Here is a 15,845-nt window from a genome sequence, read left to right on the forward strand (position 1 = left end):
GCGTCGGTGTACCGACCGTGGGTTAGGTATTGATCCACTTGCGCTGTACTGATCAGCGCAACAACGAAGACCGTGAAGCCCTTAAGCATTCGGGCGTCTCCTGAAAGAGACCGCCAACCGGGCGTGTCGAAGTAATAGACTGTTCTCAGAATGCGCTGCCGCATAATGCGACTGTATGTAAATGGTCACAGTGACCGGTAACCAATCCCTTAACCGGCGTTAGGTGCGCCGCCCCATGGACGAGGCGAAGGCGCTGCAAGAGCCGTTGCTCATGTGCTCAAGGTCGTGATGCGAGAGGTAGGAAAGGAAGATAAAGCCGCTGCACAGAGGCGCGCGGTTCCTCGATAGCGCAAACAAAACCGCCGCCCAGAAGAAGCGGCGAGTGTTAGTCCCCACATAAGGGAAGTCACTTCTTCATGGCGTCTGCTGCATCCCGCGCGGCATCCTTAACGTCACCGGCGGCGTTGTGCACGGCGCCCTTGGCCTTGTCGGCCCTACCTTGTCTTTGGAGGTCCTTGTCGCCACTCAGCTTGCCAGCACCTTCCTTAATCGTGCCCTTGGCCTTATCGGCGACGCCTTTCACGTGCTCGCGATCCATAACGCGCTCCTTCAATCTTTAGGTCTTTCAATCTTTAGGTCTTTCGATGACGCACAACGCGCGAGCAAGTTCAGCGTTCCGAGTAGCCCTGTTCACCTTGGAATTTCGCATCAGGCACCCGTGTGCGCTCCACATCTAAATTCGACCTGGTGCTGACCTGTGTTTGCACCAGAACTCGTGGAACCTCGAAATCTCGGGTGAGTTACAGAACCGGAGAAGCGGTAATCTAACCATGCGCCCAGTAGCACGGTGGATTTCTGTTTATCCGTTCGTCCTCTATTGGGCAGTACTTAAACAGAGAGGTGACAATGAAAGCATCCCTTCTTGCTGGCGCGCTCATCGTCGGATGGGCTGCTCCAGCACTTGCTGACGAGTTCTACGTCGTGCAAGGACCTAGCCACAACTGTACGATTACCACCACGCGCCCGGCGGACAAGGAAGTCGTGACGCAGATCGGTCCGATGGCCTTTAAGAGCCGCGTCGAAGCTGAAGACCGCATCAAGCAGACCAAAGTCTGCGACGAAGGCACCGTTGGTAGCAGCACCAGCAGCACGACCGTTATCAAAGAGAAGCAATGAATTCCTGATCGAATTCTGGCGAACTTCGAGAAAGATCGCGCCCGGTGGGCGCGACCTTTTTGTTTGCAGATGCCGCGCTATTTCAGATCGTGTATTCGCCTCCCGCAGAGGGCTCGACAAATTGGTTGGCGGTTGCCTCTACATCACATCCATGCGGCATTTGGATGACTAACCGGCCCGCCGCGCGAAGACACGTCCGCTAGTGCGGCTTACTCGACCCTGCTGCTTATGGAAGCGTTGCAATCGACTGTAAACCGCAAGGCGAGTGCGGCCTAGCCACTGGCCGATCCCGCGTGCAGTCATGCCACTGTCGAATAGCGCAAGAAGTTGCGCTTCTTCCTCGGGGGACCACGAACGGATTTTCCGGTCTATTGTTTGACATCGCCCATCCATGCCAGCGAAACAACCGCGAATTCCATTGTAGGGCAGAGCTAACTGACTCTTCTCCGCCTAAAGATCATCCTCGAACGAGACCCCGATAAGATTTCCACTCGACCAGACTAGGCGGCAACTTCGGATGATGCGATCTGTCTCGAGCATTAGTTTGAATGTGGAGGCCACGTGCCGCTTCGACGGAAGCTCAACTGATGCCCCTTCTTCCGACATGTTGACCACGCGGCAGCGTAAGCTGGCGCCGTCGCCTGAAATGTAGGCGACCTCGTCCACATCGATGCGCTCCAGCTTTCGACGTTCTATCATTTCATTATAGCCGCAACGAGATCATCTGCGCCCGATGTGCACCTTGTCTCTAGCAGCCTAAATTGTCGCGCGATCTGTGTTGCTAGGTCTGATCGTTCCTTACCGAGAGCTTTTCTTTGCTCAAGCATGTCGTGTCCGTCACGCTCGAGCACCTGGATCAAGATGGTTTGACTTTCGATATAAAGCTGCTTGGTTGCGATTGCTCGAGCGATAGCCGCTAGTTCATCATTGCAATCCGAAGTCATTAGCAATCTCATGGCTGGCCTGCCGGCGAGTAAAGCTCCATCCTACCTGGCCTTACCTGCGAAAACGTTACACTTGATGCGGTGGAGTCCCAGCAGCCCGGCGCCTCCTTTGCCGACGGATTAGTCTGAAGGCGCACACGCGACACATTCTCCCGTTTGTGCGGCGCCAAAGGGATTTGCCGCCTTACGTTGTCCGTACTCTTACGGACGTTGCGCATCCGAAAGCTTTGACGTCTACTTCTGATTGTTTTTATGACGATCTTGTTTCCCGACGAGAGGGCCCATGAGCGTTAAAGCCATGATGGCGATGATCCTCCAGAACCAACTGGCCTTGCGAGGCGTGCATTCGCTGAAGGCGTCTGACTACGACCAGATCGTAGAACTTCTGATTGAGCAGCTCAGAGAGCTGGAGCTGAGCTTGGCTGTGCGAGAGATTGCCGACAAGCCCCGGGAGCAGCAGCACCCGATTTTTTAAGGGAGGACGAAGACGAATGCGGAGATTATTGTTCAGACACCGGTGCCCAAAGCCGACAACCGCTACTGGCTGATCCGATAGAACAGTGGCGGATACCCGGCCAATCGGGTCCAGAGCCACGCGTTGGTGCGGCCTTCAGTCAGATTTCGTCCGTGCAGCAATCTCTTTGACCTTTGTCAACGTTCGTTCGAATTCGGATTTGAGATATTGCTCGTGCGCCAGGTCTGTTGGCTTCAGCAGAAATGCGACTTTCACGAAAAAGCGGTTCAACAGCGAAGTAATTAAAAGATTGTCCGAGTGTTTCGACCGGAGCGCCGTAAGTCGGCGACGCATCTCGATGAGATCAAGCGTTTCGTGGTCCGGCTGCTCTCTCAAGTGAAGCTCGCGCGACTGTCCAGCGTCGAAGTCGCTGCACCGAATATAATGGTGCGGCGACTTCGCTGGGGTGGAGCGGACAAGGACAATGTCCCTGTGCGCAAACCTAGTCCTCTAGCGCGCGGCAGCAATCACGGTCTGGAATTAAGCTTGATGTTCGTGTTGCAAGTTAATTCTGGAACTGAGCGTAGGGCGAACAATAGGAGTATTGAATTTCGGATGCACTGCCCGGGCTGTTCCATGTTGAGCGCAACGTGGACACTCCCCATCTGCTGCTTTGCCGAGCTGTCTTGCGAATTCTTGTCTGAGGTCTTGCGTCTCCCAATGTGCACCATCGCTCCTGACGATCTTCTTGGCGCGCTCGAAGGCGTGGCTTTCGGCTGCATCGTCGCCGACGCGGACATCCTAAAGACGTTGGCCGTCTTCCGGCTCGGCCCCGGGGCGATCATCGGCGGCTCGTACGTGACGCCTTCGTCTCTCGTCAGAGAGGCAAGCCGGTCCAATTGATTAGCTAATCCGGTGAGGGTCCTTGCGACGCTCTTCAACAAAATTGCTCGTTCGGTGGAAATAGCGGATGATTTAGCAAGGGCCTTGTATTCAATCGCGAGTTCTTGACGTCGGGCGGCAACATACAACCAACGGCCGGTCTGTCCGGTAGCGGACACACCCACCTGACCTGAGGCCGGCTCGCGGCCTTTAAATAATAAAAGTAACTTAATTTATTTAATTGCTTTAAATTTCGTTCGGCTTAATATCCGCACGCCACCAACCGGAGCTCAGCATGCCAAGCGCCACAGAAGACGAGGATCGCCGCGAGTTCTTAAAGACCTGCGGTAGGTTTGCCGTCGTGACGCCTCCAGCGATGACGCTCCTGCTATCAACATCGCTGACGTCTAACGCCATTGCGCGGTCTGGCGGGGGCAGCTCGCATGAGCATCACCACCATCACCACCATCATGACGATTAAGGCAGTGGCATTTCGATAGGCGGTGCCTTGGGCAACGCCGTAGGCGATCATGCCGGCCTTACGCCGTCGCCGGCATGGAGTGGGCGGCCCTGGGGCGCTCCTGAAGCCCCCCTGCGCTCCAGGGCGCTTTCCCCTCACAGGCACATGACCCTAGCCGGGCGAACATCACCGGCGCGCCTCGCTCCGCGACCAGCAGCAGCACTTTCATTCTGGCCGATCGCCGACCAGCAGCCCACCTCGCTTGTTGGGCGCGAATCTGCGAACTATATAGGCAGGCATAGGCGTGCAACAGGCTGGGGGCCGCTGGCGCGATGGAACAGTCACGCTACCCACTGGTGAGAAGGTGGACGCCGGAAGATCATCAGCGGCTGATCGCTCTGGCCGCCGCAGGAAATCGACCCGACGATATCGCTCGCGCGCTGGGATAGGAGAACTGCGCGGCTGGTGCACGATAGTTCGAATTTCCATAAGACGAACATCGAATCATGGAAATCGAACCCGTTTTCAGGCAACTCCCGCTAACTGGTGGTTCGGGAACAAAAATGCCCGATCGACGCGACGATATTCCGTCTCGGCAAGTTGGCAACGAATGTCACTCGTTACGCTTGATGCTACCGAGATGCGTTAAACCTGAAACTGCTGACCAGAAATGGATCTGCACGTGAGGCCGGCTAGCTATACGAACACGCGAGATCGAAAAGCTCCGAATACTGACGATGCCAAACCACGAACATAATACCGCAAATGTTCGTTGCGAGTTGCGGCCTTCTGTTTGAGCTGTGGAGAATAGTGAAAACCAGAAGAATTAAGAGCGCAGCTCGCATTTAATCCGACGCAGTGAGTCGGAGTCCCTGAAGTGCCGGACATTTGGTTTCCACTTCTCGCGACCGCCATCGTCGGCACACTCCTTTTCCTGGCGTTCCGACGATAGCCCGCCGTGTGGCAATGAATCCTCAGCGGCCGCTGAAATTGCGGTTCCCTACGTGATGCCTTTGACTGTGCATAAACAGGAAGGTTCACTTCCAAGACAGGAGGTGGACGTGAGTACCTGGTTGCTCATTTTTCTAGTTATTTTGAGCGTGGGCATTTTAATCGCCCACGCTATCGACGCGATGCGCTCCTGAATCGCCGGACGTCACTTGCCATTTAATTGGATTTTCGTGCAGAAGACCAAAATCGCGCACTTGTCTAATCCTAAGCGCTGCTCCGGCTCGAAATAGAGCGGCTGAGGGCTGAGTCTTCCCGCATCGCTCGGCAAAGAGGCAGACTGGTGAGTCGAGAAGCAAGACAAAGGAATGCATGTTGTTTTTGCACTAACGAGGCGAAGGCTGCCTTCGCGCAGCTATGCAAGTCGCAAAGCGTTCATTGTTCAGACGCCTAGCGGCCAAGTTTGCTCTCTCAAGAGAGAAGAAACCCCGTGGATCACCAGCCGGAGAGCGAGACCGACATCCGGCTCGCGCCTTACGCAATCGAAGTACTGCTACCAGAAAGAGGGAGAACCACCGCATGAAAGCCGCGCAGATCGGCCGGTATTCGCAATGCTCAGCAGATGCCCTGAAACTAACCTCCTGCGAAACGATCAACCGCCCGATGGCAAAGAGCCGCGCGAGCCGATATCCCGCGCTGGAGACAGCCCCGTGTTGAGATCCACGCTCCTCCGCTTCCCCGCGCCAGCGTTTCGCGGCGCTCGCTTCCAGCTGTCGAACCCCGGGACCTTTCGAGATTAGGTAGCCAAGGCCAAGCAGAGATATCGTCGTCATCGGCCGAAACGCGCGATCTGCCGATTTTCCTTGGCGCGGGATACTACATCCGGCTGATCCAAGCTAACGCGCGCAGATCGCGGCGGTGCCGGGGCCGTAGACGGGCTGGCGGTGTTTTGTGCGATCGCGAGATCCAAGGCCCGGCCTTGTCTGCGGCGGCAGTCGCCTGGAAGTCGTCCATTTTGCGAATTCGAAAACCGTGAGGCCCGAGCGGCAGGCCAGCAGCAATATCTTGCTTGCCCCTCGCAGCAACTCGACGCGTGGCGATCCGCGGAGGGAAAGCATACAGCGAATGTGCGAAAGCGAACAGACCTGATGGGTCAATTTGACTAGTCTCGCGGTGGTCCCAATTGCGGGCCACGTCTTCTGGGGCAGTACCATAGAGGGGCGTGCAATGGACGCTCGTGCGCGACTGGATGGTTGTCATTTCGCTCTGCACCAACATTGTGAGGCACTCGCGTCTCAAGTATCCGAACTTGAGACCCTTAGAGACCGAGTAGCCAAGGCCGAGCGCAGAATCGTCGGTGCGACACGCGAAACTAGAGCTGGGAAGGCGGTTTATGAGGGCAGCGCGGTCGGCCCGGCCAGCAACGCGATCATCTGATCAGCGTAAGGGTCCGGGCTTTCAAGACTGACTTCGCTGCTACCCGCCCCAGCCGGGGGCCGGACTGTGGACATTCGTGATTACCAACCGCAATTTGAGCAGATGTCCCTCGATGAGTTGTGGGCTCTCTACACGGATGTCGATCAGATTCTCGCCGCGAGGATCGTTGCCAAAAAACAAGAACTCGACAGGCGACTCCAACAACTCCACCAAACTAATGGACCGGGCGGTTCATCAGAGCTCAATGTCCGCGCATCATCGTCGGGTCGCGACCGCCTCTGACAAGGGCGTCGCGCTTGCCGCAAACCCTGCGCGCGAGCGAGGCGCCCCGCCTACGGTGATCGGGCCATCGATCAATGTCTGCTGGCGGTCGCTTCAGCTTGTGGCTGCACCTGTCGTCCTGGCAACAGACCAAGAGACCGCGGCCCCGAACCAGCTGATGTCCATAACCGGGAGCAATGAAAATGCAACACCACAGCATCGCCGACGTCAGCTGCGTCATTCTTCAATGCCTAGATGCATATCAAGCCGCTGACGTTGAACCACTCGTGTTGAAGTGTTTCCCGGATCTCGACCGGCATACGCTTTGGCAAGCATACAACTTAGCCTTGGTGGCATACACGTCAGGCACAGGCCTTCACCACCAACGACAGCAAGCGGCAGCCGCGCAATGACCGAATTTGGAAAAACGCTCGTGCCTGCGACGTGCTAAGCACCGCAGGACCGAGCCGCATCACAGATCAACAGGTGGCGTACCAGCGATCCGGAAACGGTAGTAGAGGCCAGGTGCCTGCGTTATCATTCGCGACCGCAGGCATGACGTCGATGGTTGTCCGCCCACTCGAGGCACGCACCAGGCGCACGCCCGCGACGATGGGAGCATTGACCGGAAGGCGTCCGGCTCAGATCACGCCCACAATGATCAAAACTCCGACCTCGACCAATAGGAGCGTACCCGTTGCCGCGGAGATGAAAAACAAATCACCCAATGACAGGAACTGCATGATTCCCCTCCCAATTTGCCAAAGAAGCGGCCCCTACATCCTTTGGACGGCGTGAGCAGGGGCAAGATGATGGGGCCGCTTCCAAGGAGGTCCTTGACGCGTGCGTCCGGCGCCAAGCATTCGCATCTTAATCCAAATTTAAATATCGTCCATTATTTAATTTGTTTAATTCCATTTTATCAATTAATATTTAATCGGCGCGGCGAGCGATCTCTCTGCTCGGGCGCGCTAGTCGAGCGGCGGGCTCGGGCCTGACCTATATCGGGCGGCCTGCCGCATGGGGTTGGAGGGGTTGGTATCGAAGCACCGGGACCGCCGGTGCGGTCGGCAGAAGCACTGGCAGGTAAGAACATACAACATCCCCGATGTGCAGGAGAGCTTTGAGCCTTCGATGATCAGCGCTGTCGCCGAGCCCACGCGCTGGCTGGTTCGCACGCCTGGCGGTCTACGGGTCGATTGCAGCGCTTCCGCATTACGGACGTGTGTTCGCGCTAGGGGCGGGTTGGTCGTAGGTCCTGGCGATTAAACTCGCCGCCGCCCCTCCTGAAAGGGTGTGAAGACTAACCCGCTGCACTTGGGCTTCGCCGATGCAATCAAATCGCAGGTGTGCTGGTCGCCATCTCGATCCGTTCACGCTCATCTTCATGGCGGGCCGACTGCACGCGTCGGTGTAGCGCCGCCCGCGAGTCGGTCGAACTTGTCCCTGAGCCTGTTGTTTGCCGTCGACGGCAAAAACCTGGAGCTGGGAGCGGTCCAGAAATGCGCCACCCCGTGTAGGTTCGCTGCGACCGCCGCGGCCGCGAAGGCCCGCAACGTTTGGCTTGGCTCGCATGGGACCGGTCGTGCGCGAATATGCATACACGAAGCCCCGCAAGCGTCCGCAACGCTTGCATCCCACTTTCTCCTCGGTCTTCGGGCACAACTCAGGATGGCACCCGTAAATTTCCCAATGTCGCCCGTCTCGGGCCGGCCCGAAGATCACGCGATGAAAATCTCGAAGCCGAAGGAATGGAGCGACCTCGAACGCAAGAAGCTTTCGGCGATGATCCGCCGGCGGTACGGCGCGGCGGAGATTGCCGCAGCTCTTCGCCGGCATGTCGGCTCAGTAAAGCGCATGGCGCGAGAGAGACAAATGCACGGGCCGGGCAGCGCCTCCGACGGTTTTCTGCACAGCGACGACTTATTTGGCACTTTGATGCGGATATTCCCTGGCCGTTTCCACGACGGCCATGAGGCGGATATTCGCAAGGAGCTCGATTGGCTTCGCGAACTCATCCTGAAGGATGACAGGCGGTGGCGAGCTAAGCAACCAAGCCGAGCCCAAATTAACGCGGCGCTGGATGATATCGCTCGCTCCGTCCGCCAGTTTCTCACCTGCGCGCAGCACGTTGAATTCGATTGGCTCGCTGGGAATCCGCCGACCGAACCCGCAGGTCGCCTGAGCGTGGCCTACTCTTTTCCAAATCGACTACGAGCGCTTGTGCGCAGCGCCAGGCGGGCCGGCAACGCTGAGCTCCTCATGGTTGCCGATGCAGCCGATCGTCTCGCCGAAGATCTTACGATGCTGAACGAGCCTTCACAGAGCAGGATCTTTCGGTACCTGCCCAACACGTGGGACTACGAGGTGCGACAGTTCGCTGATACCGTGCGGATCGCGCAACGACTCGAGCTTGCGACCCGTACAGCGCTCGAAACCGGCAAAAAGTCCGGTGGCCCGCTCCCGCGGCCCATGCTGCTGCACGTCGTAATTTCGCTCGGCGAGCTGGTCGAGCGCTACGGCGGCACCTTCGCCCACAATCCCTACCGGGGTTTGGAGTATAAGGGCGAGGTCAATACGCCCGCCGGACATTTCGTCTTGCAATTCCTGCAGAGCTGTCTTCACATCACCGAACAAACTGTCTGCAGCCTGATGGCCGCTGCCATCAAGCGGCGAAATCGCACCCGCGATCGCAAATCGGGGATCAGGGCCACGTCCTTCTAAGTGCATTCTGCGCGCCTCCCGCCAATATGCCGATAGGCATATCGCACACGGAGGCTCTCTTGGAGAACTACACCCGACCAACCAATGGCGATGCACTTCGCCACGATTTGAAAGCCGTTCACGTTCGGATCGGCGACCTCAAGCAGCCGCCCGGCAACCAAACCCGTCGTCACCCCAAGCGACAAATCGATACGCTGGCGACAAGCTTGGGGGAGTACGGTCAAGTTTTTCCCATTCTCGTTGACGCGATGCTACGGGTGATAGCGGGATGGGCGGTCGTTGCAGCGGCCGCGCAGATCGGTCTGGATCATGTCCTCGCCGTCACCATTACCGATCACAGCGAGGCTCAGCTGCGAATGCTGAGGCTTATGCTCAACCGCGTAACTGAAGAGGCCAGTTGGGACGTCGAGGCTCTGCGTCTCGAATTGAGTGAGCTCCTGACCATCGACCCACAGATCGACCTGCAACTAACCGGATTTTCGATGGGAGAACTCGACGTCGCGGCGTCCGATTCAGAAGATTGGGAGGACGACTTGCCCGCACCCGATGCCGAGCCACCAATCACCAAGCCCGGCGATCTCTGGGCACTCGGCGATGAGCATCGCATACTCTGCGCCGATGCAAGAAATGACGAAAGTTACCGTCGGCTCCTGGACGATGAGTTGGCAGACATGGCGTTCGCGGATGCGCCGTACAACCAGAGAATCGATGGCCACGTATCTGGCAAGGGGAGAATCACCCATGCCGAGTTTGCGATGGCATCCGGCGAGATGTCGACGACTGAATTCGAGGCGTTCTTAGCGACGAGCTTTGCCCTGCTCGCCAGCTTCACCAGGGATGGCGCCATTCATTTCCTTTGCATGGATTGGCGCGGGATCGGACCGCTGCTGGCTGCCGCCACTCCCATATACACGGAAATGAAGAACGTGTGCGTTTGGGCCAAGACAAACGCCGGCATGGGATCGCTGTATCGGTCGGCGCATGAACTCGTCTTCGTGTTCAAGAAGGGGCGCGCGCCACACGTCAATAACGTGCAGTTGGGCCGGAACGGTCGAAATCGCTCGAACGTGTGGAGCTATCCCAGCCAAAACACCTGGACAAATTCGGCCAAGGGCAAGCTCTCGCTGCACCCGACCGTCAAGCCAGTCGCGCTTGTGGCCGATGCAATCCGCGATTGCACCAACGAGCACGACATCGTGCTCGATCCGTTCGGCGGCGCCGGCACGACACTGATCGCCGCCGAACGGACCCGGCGCCGGGCACGGCTGATCGAAATCGACCCCAGCTACGTCGATGTCACGATCCGCCGCTGGCAGCATCTGACCGGCAAGGCGGCAGTGCACGCCGAGACCGGCGTGCCGTTCGGCCAAACCAGCCCGGCGAAGCTGGAGCGCGCCAGTGGCTAAAAAATCGGATAAGGGCTCTGGCTATGGCAAACCGCCCCAGCACACCAGGTTCGAGCCGGGGCAATCCGGCAACCCGCGTGGTCGGCCGAAAGGCAGCCTGAATTTTACCACCGACCTGAAAACCGTCCTATTGGCCCCGGTCGCGGTCAACGACGGCGGCAGATCACGACGCGTCACCACGCAAAAGGCGGCATTGCTTCGCTTGCGGGAAAAGGCGCTCAAAGGCGACGTCAGGGCGCTCGACAGATTCCTCTCCCTCGCGATGGCGATGAGTGTCGGCTCCGCGGAAGAGACCGCGACCAGCCTGCCGCCCGAAGATCAGGCCATCCTCGAGGCATATCGCCGAGACGTCTTGGCCGACGCCGATGCGACGACTGCAAGCCAACGCGACGAGGAGGACGCCACATGATGCCGGTGTTGGCGGCATTGCTGCGAACGGATGTGCGGTATTTCATCCATCGGGCCTTCGCGACCGTCTTTCCCGGCAGCGACTACCTGGCGAACTGGCATATCGATGCCATTGCCCATCAGCTCATGCGCGTTTACGGCGGCGATTGCCCTCGGCTGCTCATCAACCAGCCGCCGCGGTCGCTCAAATCGCTGTCGGTTTCGGTCGCGTTCGTCGCCTGGTGGCTGGGCCACGACCCCAGCCGCCGCATTATCGTGGTCAGCTACGCCAGCGAGCTGTCCGCCGAGCTGCACCGCCAGTTCAGAATGGTGATCGAGTCGGGCTGGTATCAGGAGCTGTTTCCGGCCATGCGCCCGGCCAAGGATACCGGCACTGAACTCGTGACCACGGCGGGCGGCAGCCGCTACGCAACCACGGTCGGGGGCACGCTAACCGGTCGAGGCGCGGACCTCATCATCATCGACGATCCGCTCAAGGCGGAGGAGGCGATGTCGGAGTCCGCGCGCAACCGCGTCACCGATTGGTTTGGCGGCACCTTGGTCTCGCGATTGAACGACAAGGAGGACGGCCGCATCGTCGTGGTGATGCAGCGCCTGCACGAAGATGATCTCGCCGGTCATCTGCTGCAAGCGGGCGGCTGGCATCACCTCGATCTGCCGGCCATTGCCATCGAAGATAGCGACATCGCCATCGGTCACGATCGCCTCTTCCGCCGTCGCACAGGCGACCTCTTGCACCCGCGGCGCGAAAGCAAGCCGGTGCTGGAGCGGATCAAGGCCGAAATCGGCAGCCTGCAATTCTCGGCGCAATACCAGCAACGGCCGGTGCCACTCGAGGGCAATTTGATCAAGCGCGCCTGGTTTCGCTGGTTCGATCAGTTGCCGCCGGCGGGGACATCCGACTATGTCGTGCAGAGCTGGGACACCGCCATGATGACCGGAAAGGCCAACGATTACTCGGTCTGCACCACCTGGCGCATGATCAAGAATGACTACTACCTTGTCGATCTCTACCGCGGCCGGCATCAATATCCCGACCTGCGGCGCGCCGTGGTCGCGCTGGCGATACGATATCACGCAGACGCGGTTTTGGTGGAGGACGCCGGGCCCGGCATTGCGATGTTGCAGGACCTGCAACGCAATACGCCAACCGGCATGCCGCGCCCGATTGGCATCAAACCCGAAGGCAGCAAGGCCGACCGTATGGCGGCACAATCCTTCCGGATCGAGGCCGGACAAGTGCATCTGCCGGCAGAGGCGCCCTGGCTGGACGACTATCTGTTGGAGCTGCTGGCGTTTCCCCACGGCAAGCATGACGACCAGGTCGACAGCACCTCGCAATTCTTGAAATGGGCGGGCAATCACCCGATGTTCGATGACATCGAACTCAACATCATTTCGGTCGGCCGGGAGGGTTATGGCTATGGTTTTCCATGACCGGTCGCCGGGCAGCTACAAGATCGAGAGTTTCTCCAGAACGAAGCCAATCGCAATTCTACACCCGCGGTGCCTTGAGCGAGTGAAGCGCGCGCTTCTGCGCGGCCAGCGCGCTACGCTCGTAGCGTTCCAGGCCGTTCAGCCGTCGTGCAATGGCGTCGATCGGACCATCTAAGAGATGGGCCAACAGCGCCTGGCGGACCCGTCGCACCCGCCATAGGTCGCACTTGGCATTCGCAAGGGCGGCTACCGTGTCCGATCCAGTGTCACAGCCGAGGCCCGCGCTAACTGCAATCATCAGCGTTGCGACCTCCGGCTCGTCCGGCTTGCAACTCCTGGCGAGCCCATGGCGCAACGCGTTGCGGCTGGACCTTGCCTTGCCGCCCGCCGTTGTCGGGCCCGTGCTGCGCTTGGCATTGGCGCGATTGGCTTCGATTTGTCGAATTGACGACATGTCGAGCTCCTCGGCCGGGGGCTAGTTGCGGCACCTGGAAAGGTGGCCCTAACATCCTGACTTCTCAAGGATTTTCCAGCCCAAAGATCAGCAAAATTGCTGCAGAAAGGACTGGCATTCCCGCGCAAAAGGAGCGTTAATCATTAAACCGGCCGGCAGGCCCTTGGCCCCGGTCTCTCCCCTCGCAGTGGCGGGGGTTTTGGTGGTGCGGCGGCAAGCCGCGTTTGCCAAACCAAGGAGAGACCGGTGACCCTGATTGCAACCGATGGCGCGGAGACGCCACATCGCATCGTCAAGTTCGACCCTATTGACCGGCGCGCCTTTGTCGGCGGCTCGGATGCCCGCATCATCATGGGCAATGATCAGGACGATCTCACGCGGCTGTGGCGCGAAAAGCGCGGCGAGATCGCGCCGCAAGATTTTGCGCACAACCTCATCGTCCAGCTCGGCAGCGTGACCGAAGACCTCAACCGCAGCTGGTACCAGCGCGCGTCGGGCGTGACTATTACGGATATTCAGAAGCGGATTCGCCATCCCGTCCACAGCTGGATGGCGGCCACCCTCGATGGCATCGTCGCAGAAACCGGCGCGGTGTTCGAGGCCAAGTTCATGTTGCCCTGGGCCTTTACTGAAGAGGCAGCGGCCGAGAAGCACATGGCTCAGCTGCAGCACAACATGTGGGTGGTCGCGGCGCGCGCGGCCGTGCTCTCGATCATCACCGGCGGCGGCAAATGGGTCGAGATCACCGTGCATGCCGATCCGCTCTACCAACACCTGCTGCTGACGGCGGAAAAGAAGTTCTGGCGCTGCGTGCAGAGCGGCGAGCCGCCGCTGCTGTTTGGGATCGAGGCGCCACGGCCGCGGCTCGCCGCCGTCAAGGTCGTCGACATGAGCGCGTCCAATCTGTGGGCCGCATGCGCGGCGACCTATCTGCGCACCCGCGATGCCCATGGCGAGCACGAACTGGCCAAGACCGAGCTCAAGAAGCTGCTGCCCGAGGATGCCAAGGAAGCGTTTGGCCACGGACTTCGCGCCAAACGCTCCAAAGCCGGCGCGATCAGCTTTGATCCGGTTGAGATGGAGCGCGTCCATGCACCAGGCCAGTGAGCATATCGGGGCGATCGCGGCGGCGCTGGCCCGCGCCCAGGCCGAACTGACCAACCCGGAAAAGACCCTGACCGCTCAGATCCGCTCGCCGTTCCTGCGCGATGACGACCGCAGCTTTCGTTACGCCTCGCTGGCGAGCGGCCTCGACATCGTGCGCAAGACCTTGAGCCAGCAGGAGATCGCCGCCATCCAGAGCACCCGGGTCGAACAGGTCACCGGCCACATCCATCTCACCACCCTGCTTGCCCATTCCTCCGGCGAGTGGATCTCCTCGGAGTGGCCGGTCTGCGCCTCACGGGACATTGAGGCGCCGCACCGCATGGGCGCGGCGCTCACCTACGCCCGACGCTACGCCCTGTTCGCGCTGGTCGGGATTGCCGGCGAGGATGATCTGGACGCCCCGGATGCGGCCGCTGGTCCCCCCGCACCACCTAACCCCAAGGCCTCGCCCGGCAAGGGCGCTCTCAACCGTGCCCCGGTGCTGCGGCCGGGCGAGTCCGCCGCACTCCGCGAGCAGCTATTGCGCCAGCTCGAAGCGCTGCCCGCCAGCACCGATCTGCTCAGCTGGGCCATGGCGAGCCTCCCGCTCAAGAACAGCCTGCAGGAGCCGGATGCCCGGCACGTCGAGGCAGCTTATCAGGCCAAGCTTGAGGACGCTGGCCGTGCTCAGGCCGAGCAGACGGCCGACCTGAATGGCACGCCAAGCCTGCCAGCAGCGCCTGCTGCTGACGCCGAGGCCGCGCTGCAGCCAGCGCTACCCGAGGCCGGGCTCGCCTATCCCAAGGAGCCGTCCCGCAAACGCAGCAAGACGCACCTGTTGTTTGTTAGGGGGCAGCCCTGCCTGGTGTGCCGGCAAACCCCGTGCGATGCCCATCATCTGAAATTCGCTCAAGCCCGGGCGCTCGGCCGCAAGGTCAGCGATGAGTTCACTGTCCCCCTGTGCCGCGCGCATCACCAGGAGCTGCATCAGCACGGCAATGAACGGGCGTGGTGGGCGAACCTGCAGATCGCGCCGCTGCCGGTGGCGCAGGAGTTGTGGGCGGCAAGCCCCGTCCACGATCCCGCCAACGTCGCCGTCGGCGCCGCGTCGCTTGCGGCAAACCTGGATTCGGAGGCCGCCGGATGAACGGTCTGTTCCAAACCGCGCGCGAGCTCACCGTCACGACGCTGCCGGTCGAGTTTGAGTCCTTGGCGTCCCCGCCACTGCTGCTGCCGGGCGAACAGCTCGAACACTACCAGGCGCTCCAGCAGGCGATTTTTACCGACCTCGCGCCGCGCTCCGCCATCGAATGGCTCCTCGCCATTGACGTCGCCGAACTGTCCTGGGATATCCAGCGCTACCGCATGTTGCGGCATAAATTACTCGAGACCTATCGCCAAAAGGCGGTTGAGGCGGCGCTGCGGCGCATCGACATGGTCGGAATTGATCCCGAGTTCGAAGCGGAGGCCGAGACCTACACGCTACAAAATGCCCTGAGCTGGCGGTGTGATCCCGTCGCTGCGTCCGAGATAGAGGCGCGGCTGAGGACCTATGGCTTCGACCAACGCGCCATCACCACCGAAGTCTACGTGCAGGCCCGCGAGGTCCTGGTCTTGTTCGAGGGGCTGCTCAACGCAGCACAAACCAAGCGCATGCTGCTCCTTCGCGAGATTAGGAATCAGCGTTTCCTCAGTGGACCGCTGCGCCGGTGACGCCGCTCGGTTTCGGCCGATCCCTTTGACGCCAAAACGTCGTGCCCGCTCGATC

13 protein-coding genes are annotated in these 15,845 nt (G+C 59.9%); 10 read left to right on the plus strand and 3 right to left on the minus strand.

The window, feature by feature from the left end:
* Positions 1-406 precede the first annotated feature (406 nt).
* Complete coding sequence (locus tag BRA1253DRAFT_RS14640) at positions 407-598, minus strand: CsbD family protein (protein ID WP_007595434.1); 192 nt, start codon at positions 596-598, stop codon at positions 407-409.
* 308 nt (positions 599-906) lie between these two features.
* Here BRA1253DRAFT_RS14640 and BRA1253DRAFT_RS44460 point away from each other — a divergent pair, with 308 nt between their 5' ends.
* Complete coding sequence (locus BRA1253DRAFT_RS44460) at positions 907-1,176, plus strand: hypothetical protein (protein WP_007595436.1); 270 nt, start codon at positions 907-909, stop codon at positions 1,174-1,176.
* A gap of 450 nt (positions 1,177-1,626) precedes the next feature.
* On the opposite strand, the gene BRA1253DRAFT_RS14650 is transcribed toward BRA1253DRAFT_RS44460, so the two are convergent.
* Positions 1,627-1,875, minus strand: coding sequence for a PilZ domain-containing protein (locus tag BRA1253DRAFT_RS14650; RefSeq protein ID WP_007595438.1), 249 nt, complete (start codon positions 1,873-1,875; stop codon positions 1,627-1,629).
* 528 nt (positions 1,876-2,403) lie between these two features.
* Here BRA1253DRAFT_RS14650 and BRA1253DRAFT_RS14660 point away from each other — a divergent pair.
* The 6 genes from BRA1253DRAFT_RS14660 to terL all read left to right on the plus strand — a co-directional run bounded on the left by BRA1253DRAFT_RS14660 (position 2,404) and on the right by terL (position 12,537).
* Positions 2,404-2,595, plus strand: coding sequence for a hypothetical protein (locus tag BRA1253DRAFT_RS14660; protein WP_007595440.1), 192 nt, complete (start codon positions 2,404-2,406; stop codon positions 2,593-2,595).
* Positions 2,596-2,892: 297 nt separating this feature from the next.
* Positions 2,893-3,477, plus strand: coding sequence for a hypothetical protein (locus tag BRA1253DRAFT_RS44465; protein ID WP_198288251.1), 585 nt, complete (start codon positions 2,893-2,895; stop codon positions 3,475-3,477).
* Between the two features lie 4,813 nt (positions 3,478-8,290).
* The gene (locus BRA1253DRAFT_RS14675) at positions 8,291-9,286 is read left to right on the plus strand and encodes a hypothetical protein (protein ID WP_157158591.1); all 996 of its coding nucleotides are present in this window, start codon (positions 8,291-8,293) and stop codon (positions 9,284-9,286) included.
* Between the two features lie 59 nt (positions 9,287-9,345).
* A complete protein-coding gene (locus BRA1253DRAFT_RS14680; protein WP_007595452.1) occupies positions 9,346-10,692 on the plus strand; it encodes a DNA modification methylase in 1,347 nt (448 codons plus the stop codon).
* Positions 10,685-11,101, plus strand: a complete 417-nt coding sequence (locus BRA1253DRAFT_RS14685; RefSeq protein WP_007595453.1) for a DUF5681 domain-containing protein — start codon at positions 10,685-10,687, stop codon at positions 11,099-11,101. Before BRA1253DRAFT_RS14680 ends, BRA1253DRAFT_RS14685 begins: the two co-directional genes overlap by 8 nt.
* Positions 11,098-12,537 carry a phage terminase large subunit gene (gene terL, locus BRA1253DRAFT_RS14690; RefSeq protein WP_007595455.1) on the plus strand — a complete coding sequence of 480 codons (1,440 nt, stop codon included), beginning with the start codon at positions 11,098-11,100 and terminating at the stop codon, positions 12,535-12,537. The genes BRA1253DRAFT_RS14685 and terL overlap by 4 nt, the downstream gene beginning before the upstream one ends.
* Positions 12,538-12,595: 58 nt before the next feature.
* Here terL and BRA1253DRAFT_RS14695 read toward each other — a convergent pair whose 3' ends face one another.
* The gene (locus BRA1253DRAFT_RS14695; RefSeq protein ID WP_007595457.1) at positions 12,596-12,991 is read right to left on the minus strand and encodes a hypothetical protein; all 396 of its coding nucleotides are present in this window, start codon (positions 12,989-12,991) and stop codon (positions 12,596-12,598) included.
* Between the two features lie 246 nt (positions 12,992-13,237).
* On the opposite strand from BRA1253DRAFT_RS14695, the gene BRA1253DRAFT_RS14700 reads away from it, so the two are divergent.
* The 3 genes from BRA1253DRAFT_RS14700 to BRA1253DRAFT_RS14710 are packed head-to-tail and all read left to right on the plus strand — an operon-like array spanning position 13,238 to position 15,790.
* The gene (locus BRA1253DRAFT_RS14700) at positions 13,238-14,098 is read left to right on the plus strand and encodes a YqaJ viral recombinase family protein (protein ID WP_007595459.1); all 861 of its coding nucleotides are present in this window, start codon (positions 13,238-13,240) and stop codon (positions 14,096-14,098) included.
* On the plus strand, positions 14,082-15,224 hold the full coding sequence (locus BRA1253DRAFT_RS14705; protein ID WP_007595461.1) for an ERF family protein: 1,143 nt from the start codon (positions 14,082-14,084) through the stop codon (positions 15,222-15,224). The genes BRA1253DRAFT_RS14700 and BRA1253DRAFT_RS14705 overlap by 17 nt, the downstream gene beginning before the upstream one ends.
* On the plus strand, positions 15,221-15,790 hold the full coding sequence (locus BRA1253DRAFT_RS14710) for a hypothetical protein (RefSeq protein WP_007595464.1): 570 nt from the start codon (positions 15,221-15,223) through the stop codon (positions 15,788-15,790). Before BRA1253DRAFT_RS14705 ends, BRA1253DRAFT_RS14710 begins: the two co-directional genes overlap by 4 nt.
* Positions 15,791-15,845: the final 55 nt, after the last annotated feature.

This window comes from Bradyrhizobium sp. WSM1253, assembly GCF_000244935.1.
GTDB lineage: Bacteria > Pseudomonadota > Alphaproteobacteria > Rhizobiales > Xanthobacteraceae > Bradyrhizobium > Bradyrhizobium canariense.

What these genes read in the sequence shown, in the direction of transcription:
- BRA1253DRAFT_RS14640 (WP_007595434.1), bottom strand. Translation starts at nt 598, where the DNA reads ATGGATCGCGAGCACGTGAAAGGCGTCGCCGATAAGGCCAAGGGCACG.
- BRA1253DRAFT_RS44460 (WP_007595436.1), top strand. Translation starts at nt 907, where the DNA reads ATGAAAGCATCCCTTCTTGCTGGCGCGCTCATCGTCGGATGGGCTGCT.
- BRA1253DRAFT_RS14650 (WP_007595438.1), bottom strand. Translation starts at nt 1,875, where the DNA reads ATGATAGAACGTCGAAAGCTGGAGCGCATCGATGTGGACGAGGTCGCC.
- BRA1253DRAFT_RS14660 (WP_007595440.1), top strand. Translation starts at nt 2,404, where the DNA reads ATGAGCGTTAAAGCCATGATGGCGATGATCCTCCAGAACCAACTGGCC.
- BRA1253DRAFT_RS14675 (WP_157158591.1), top strand. Translation starts at nt 8,291, where the DNA reads ATGAAAATCTCGAAGCCGAAGGAATGGAGCGACCTCGAACGCAAGAAG.
- terL (WP_007595455.1), top strand. Translation starts at nt 11,098, where the DNA reads ATGATGCCGGTGTTGGCGGCATTGCTGCGAACGGATGTGCGGTATTTC.
- BRA1253DRAFT_RS14695 (WP_007595457.1), bottom strand. Translation starts at nt 12,991, where the DNA reads ATGTCGTCAATTCGACAAATCGAAGCCAATCGCGCCAATGCCAAGCGC.
- BRA1253DRAFT_RS14705 (WP_007595461.1), top strand. Translation starts at nt 14,082, where the DNA reads ATGCACCAGGCCAGTGAGCATATCGGGGCGATCGCGGCGGCGCTGGCC.
- BRA1253DRAFT_RS14710 (WP_007595464.1), top strand. Translation starts at nt 15,221, where the DNA reads ATGAACGGTCTGTTCCAAACCGCGCGCGAGCTCACCGTCACGACGCTG.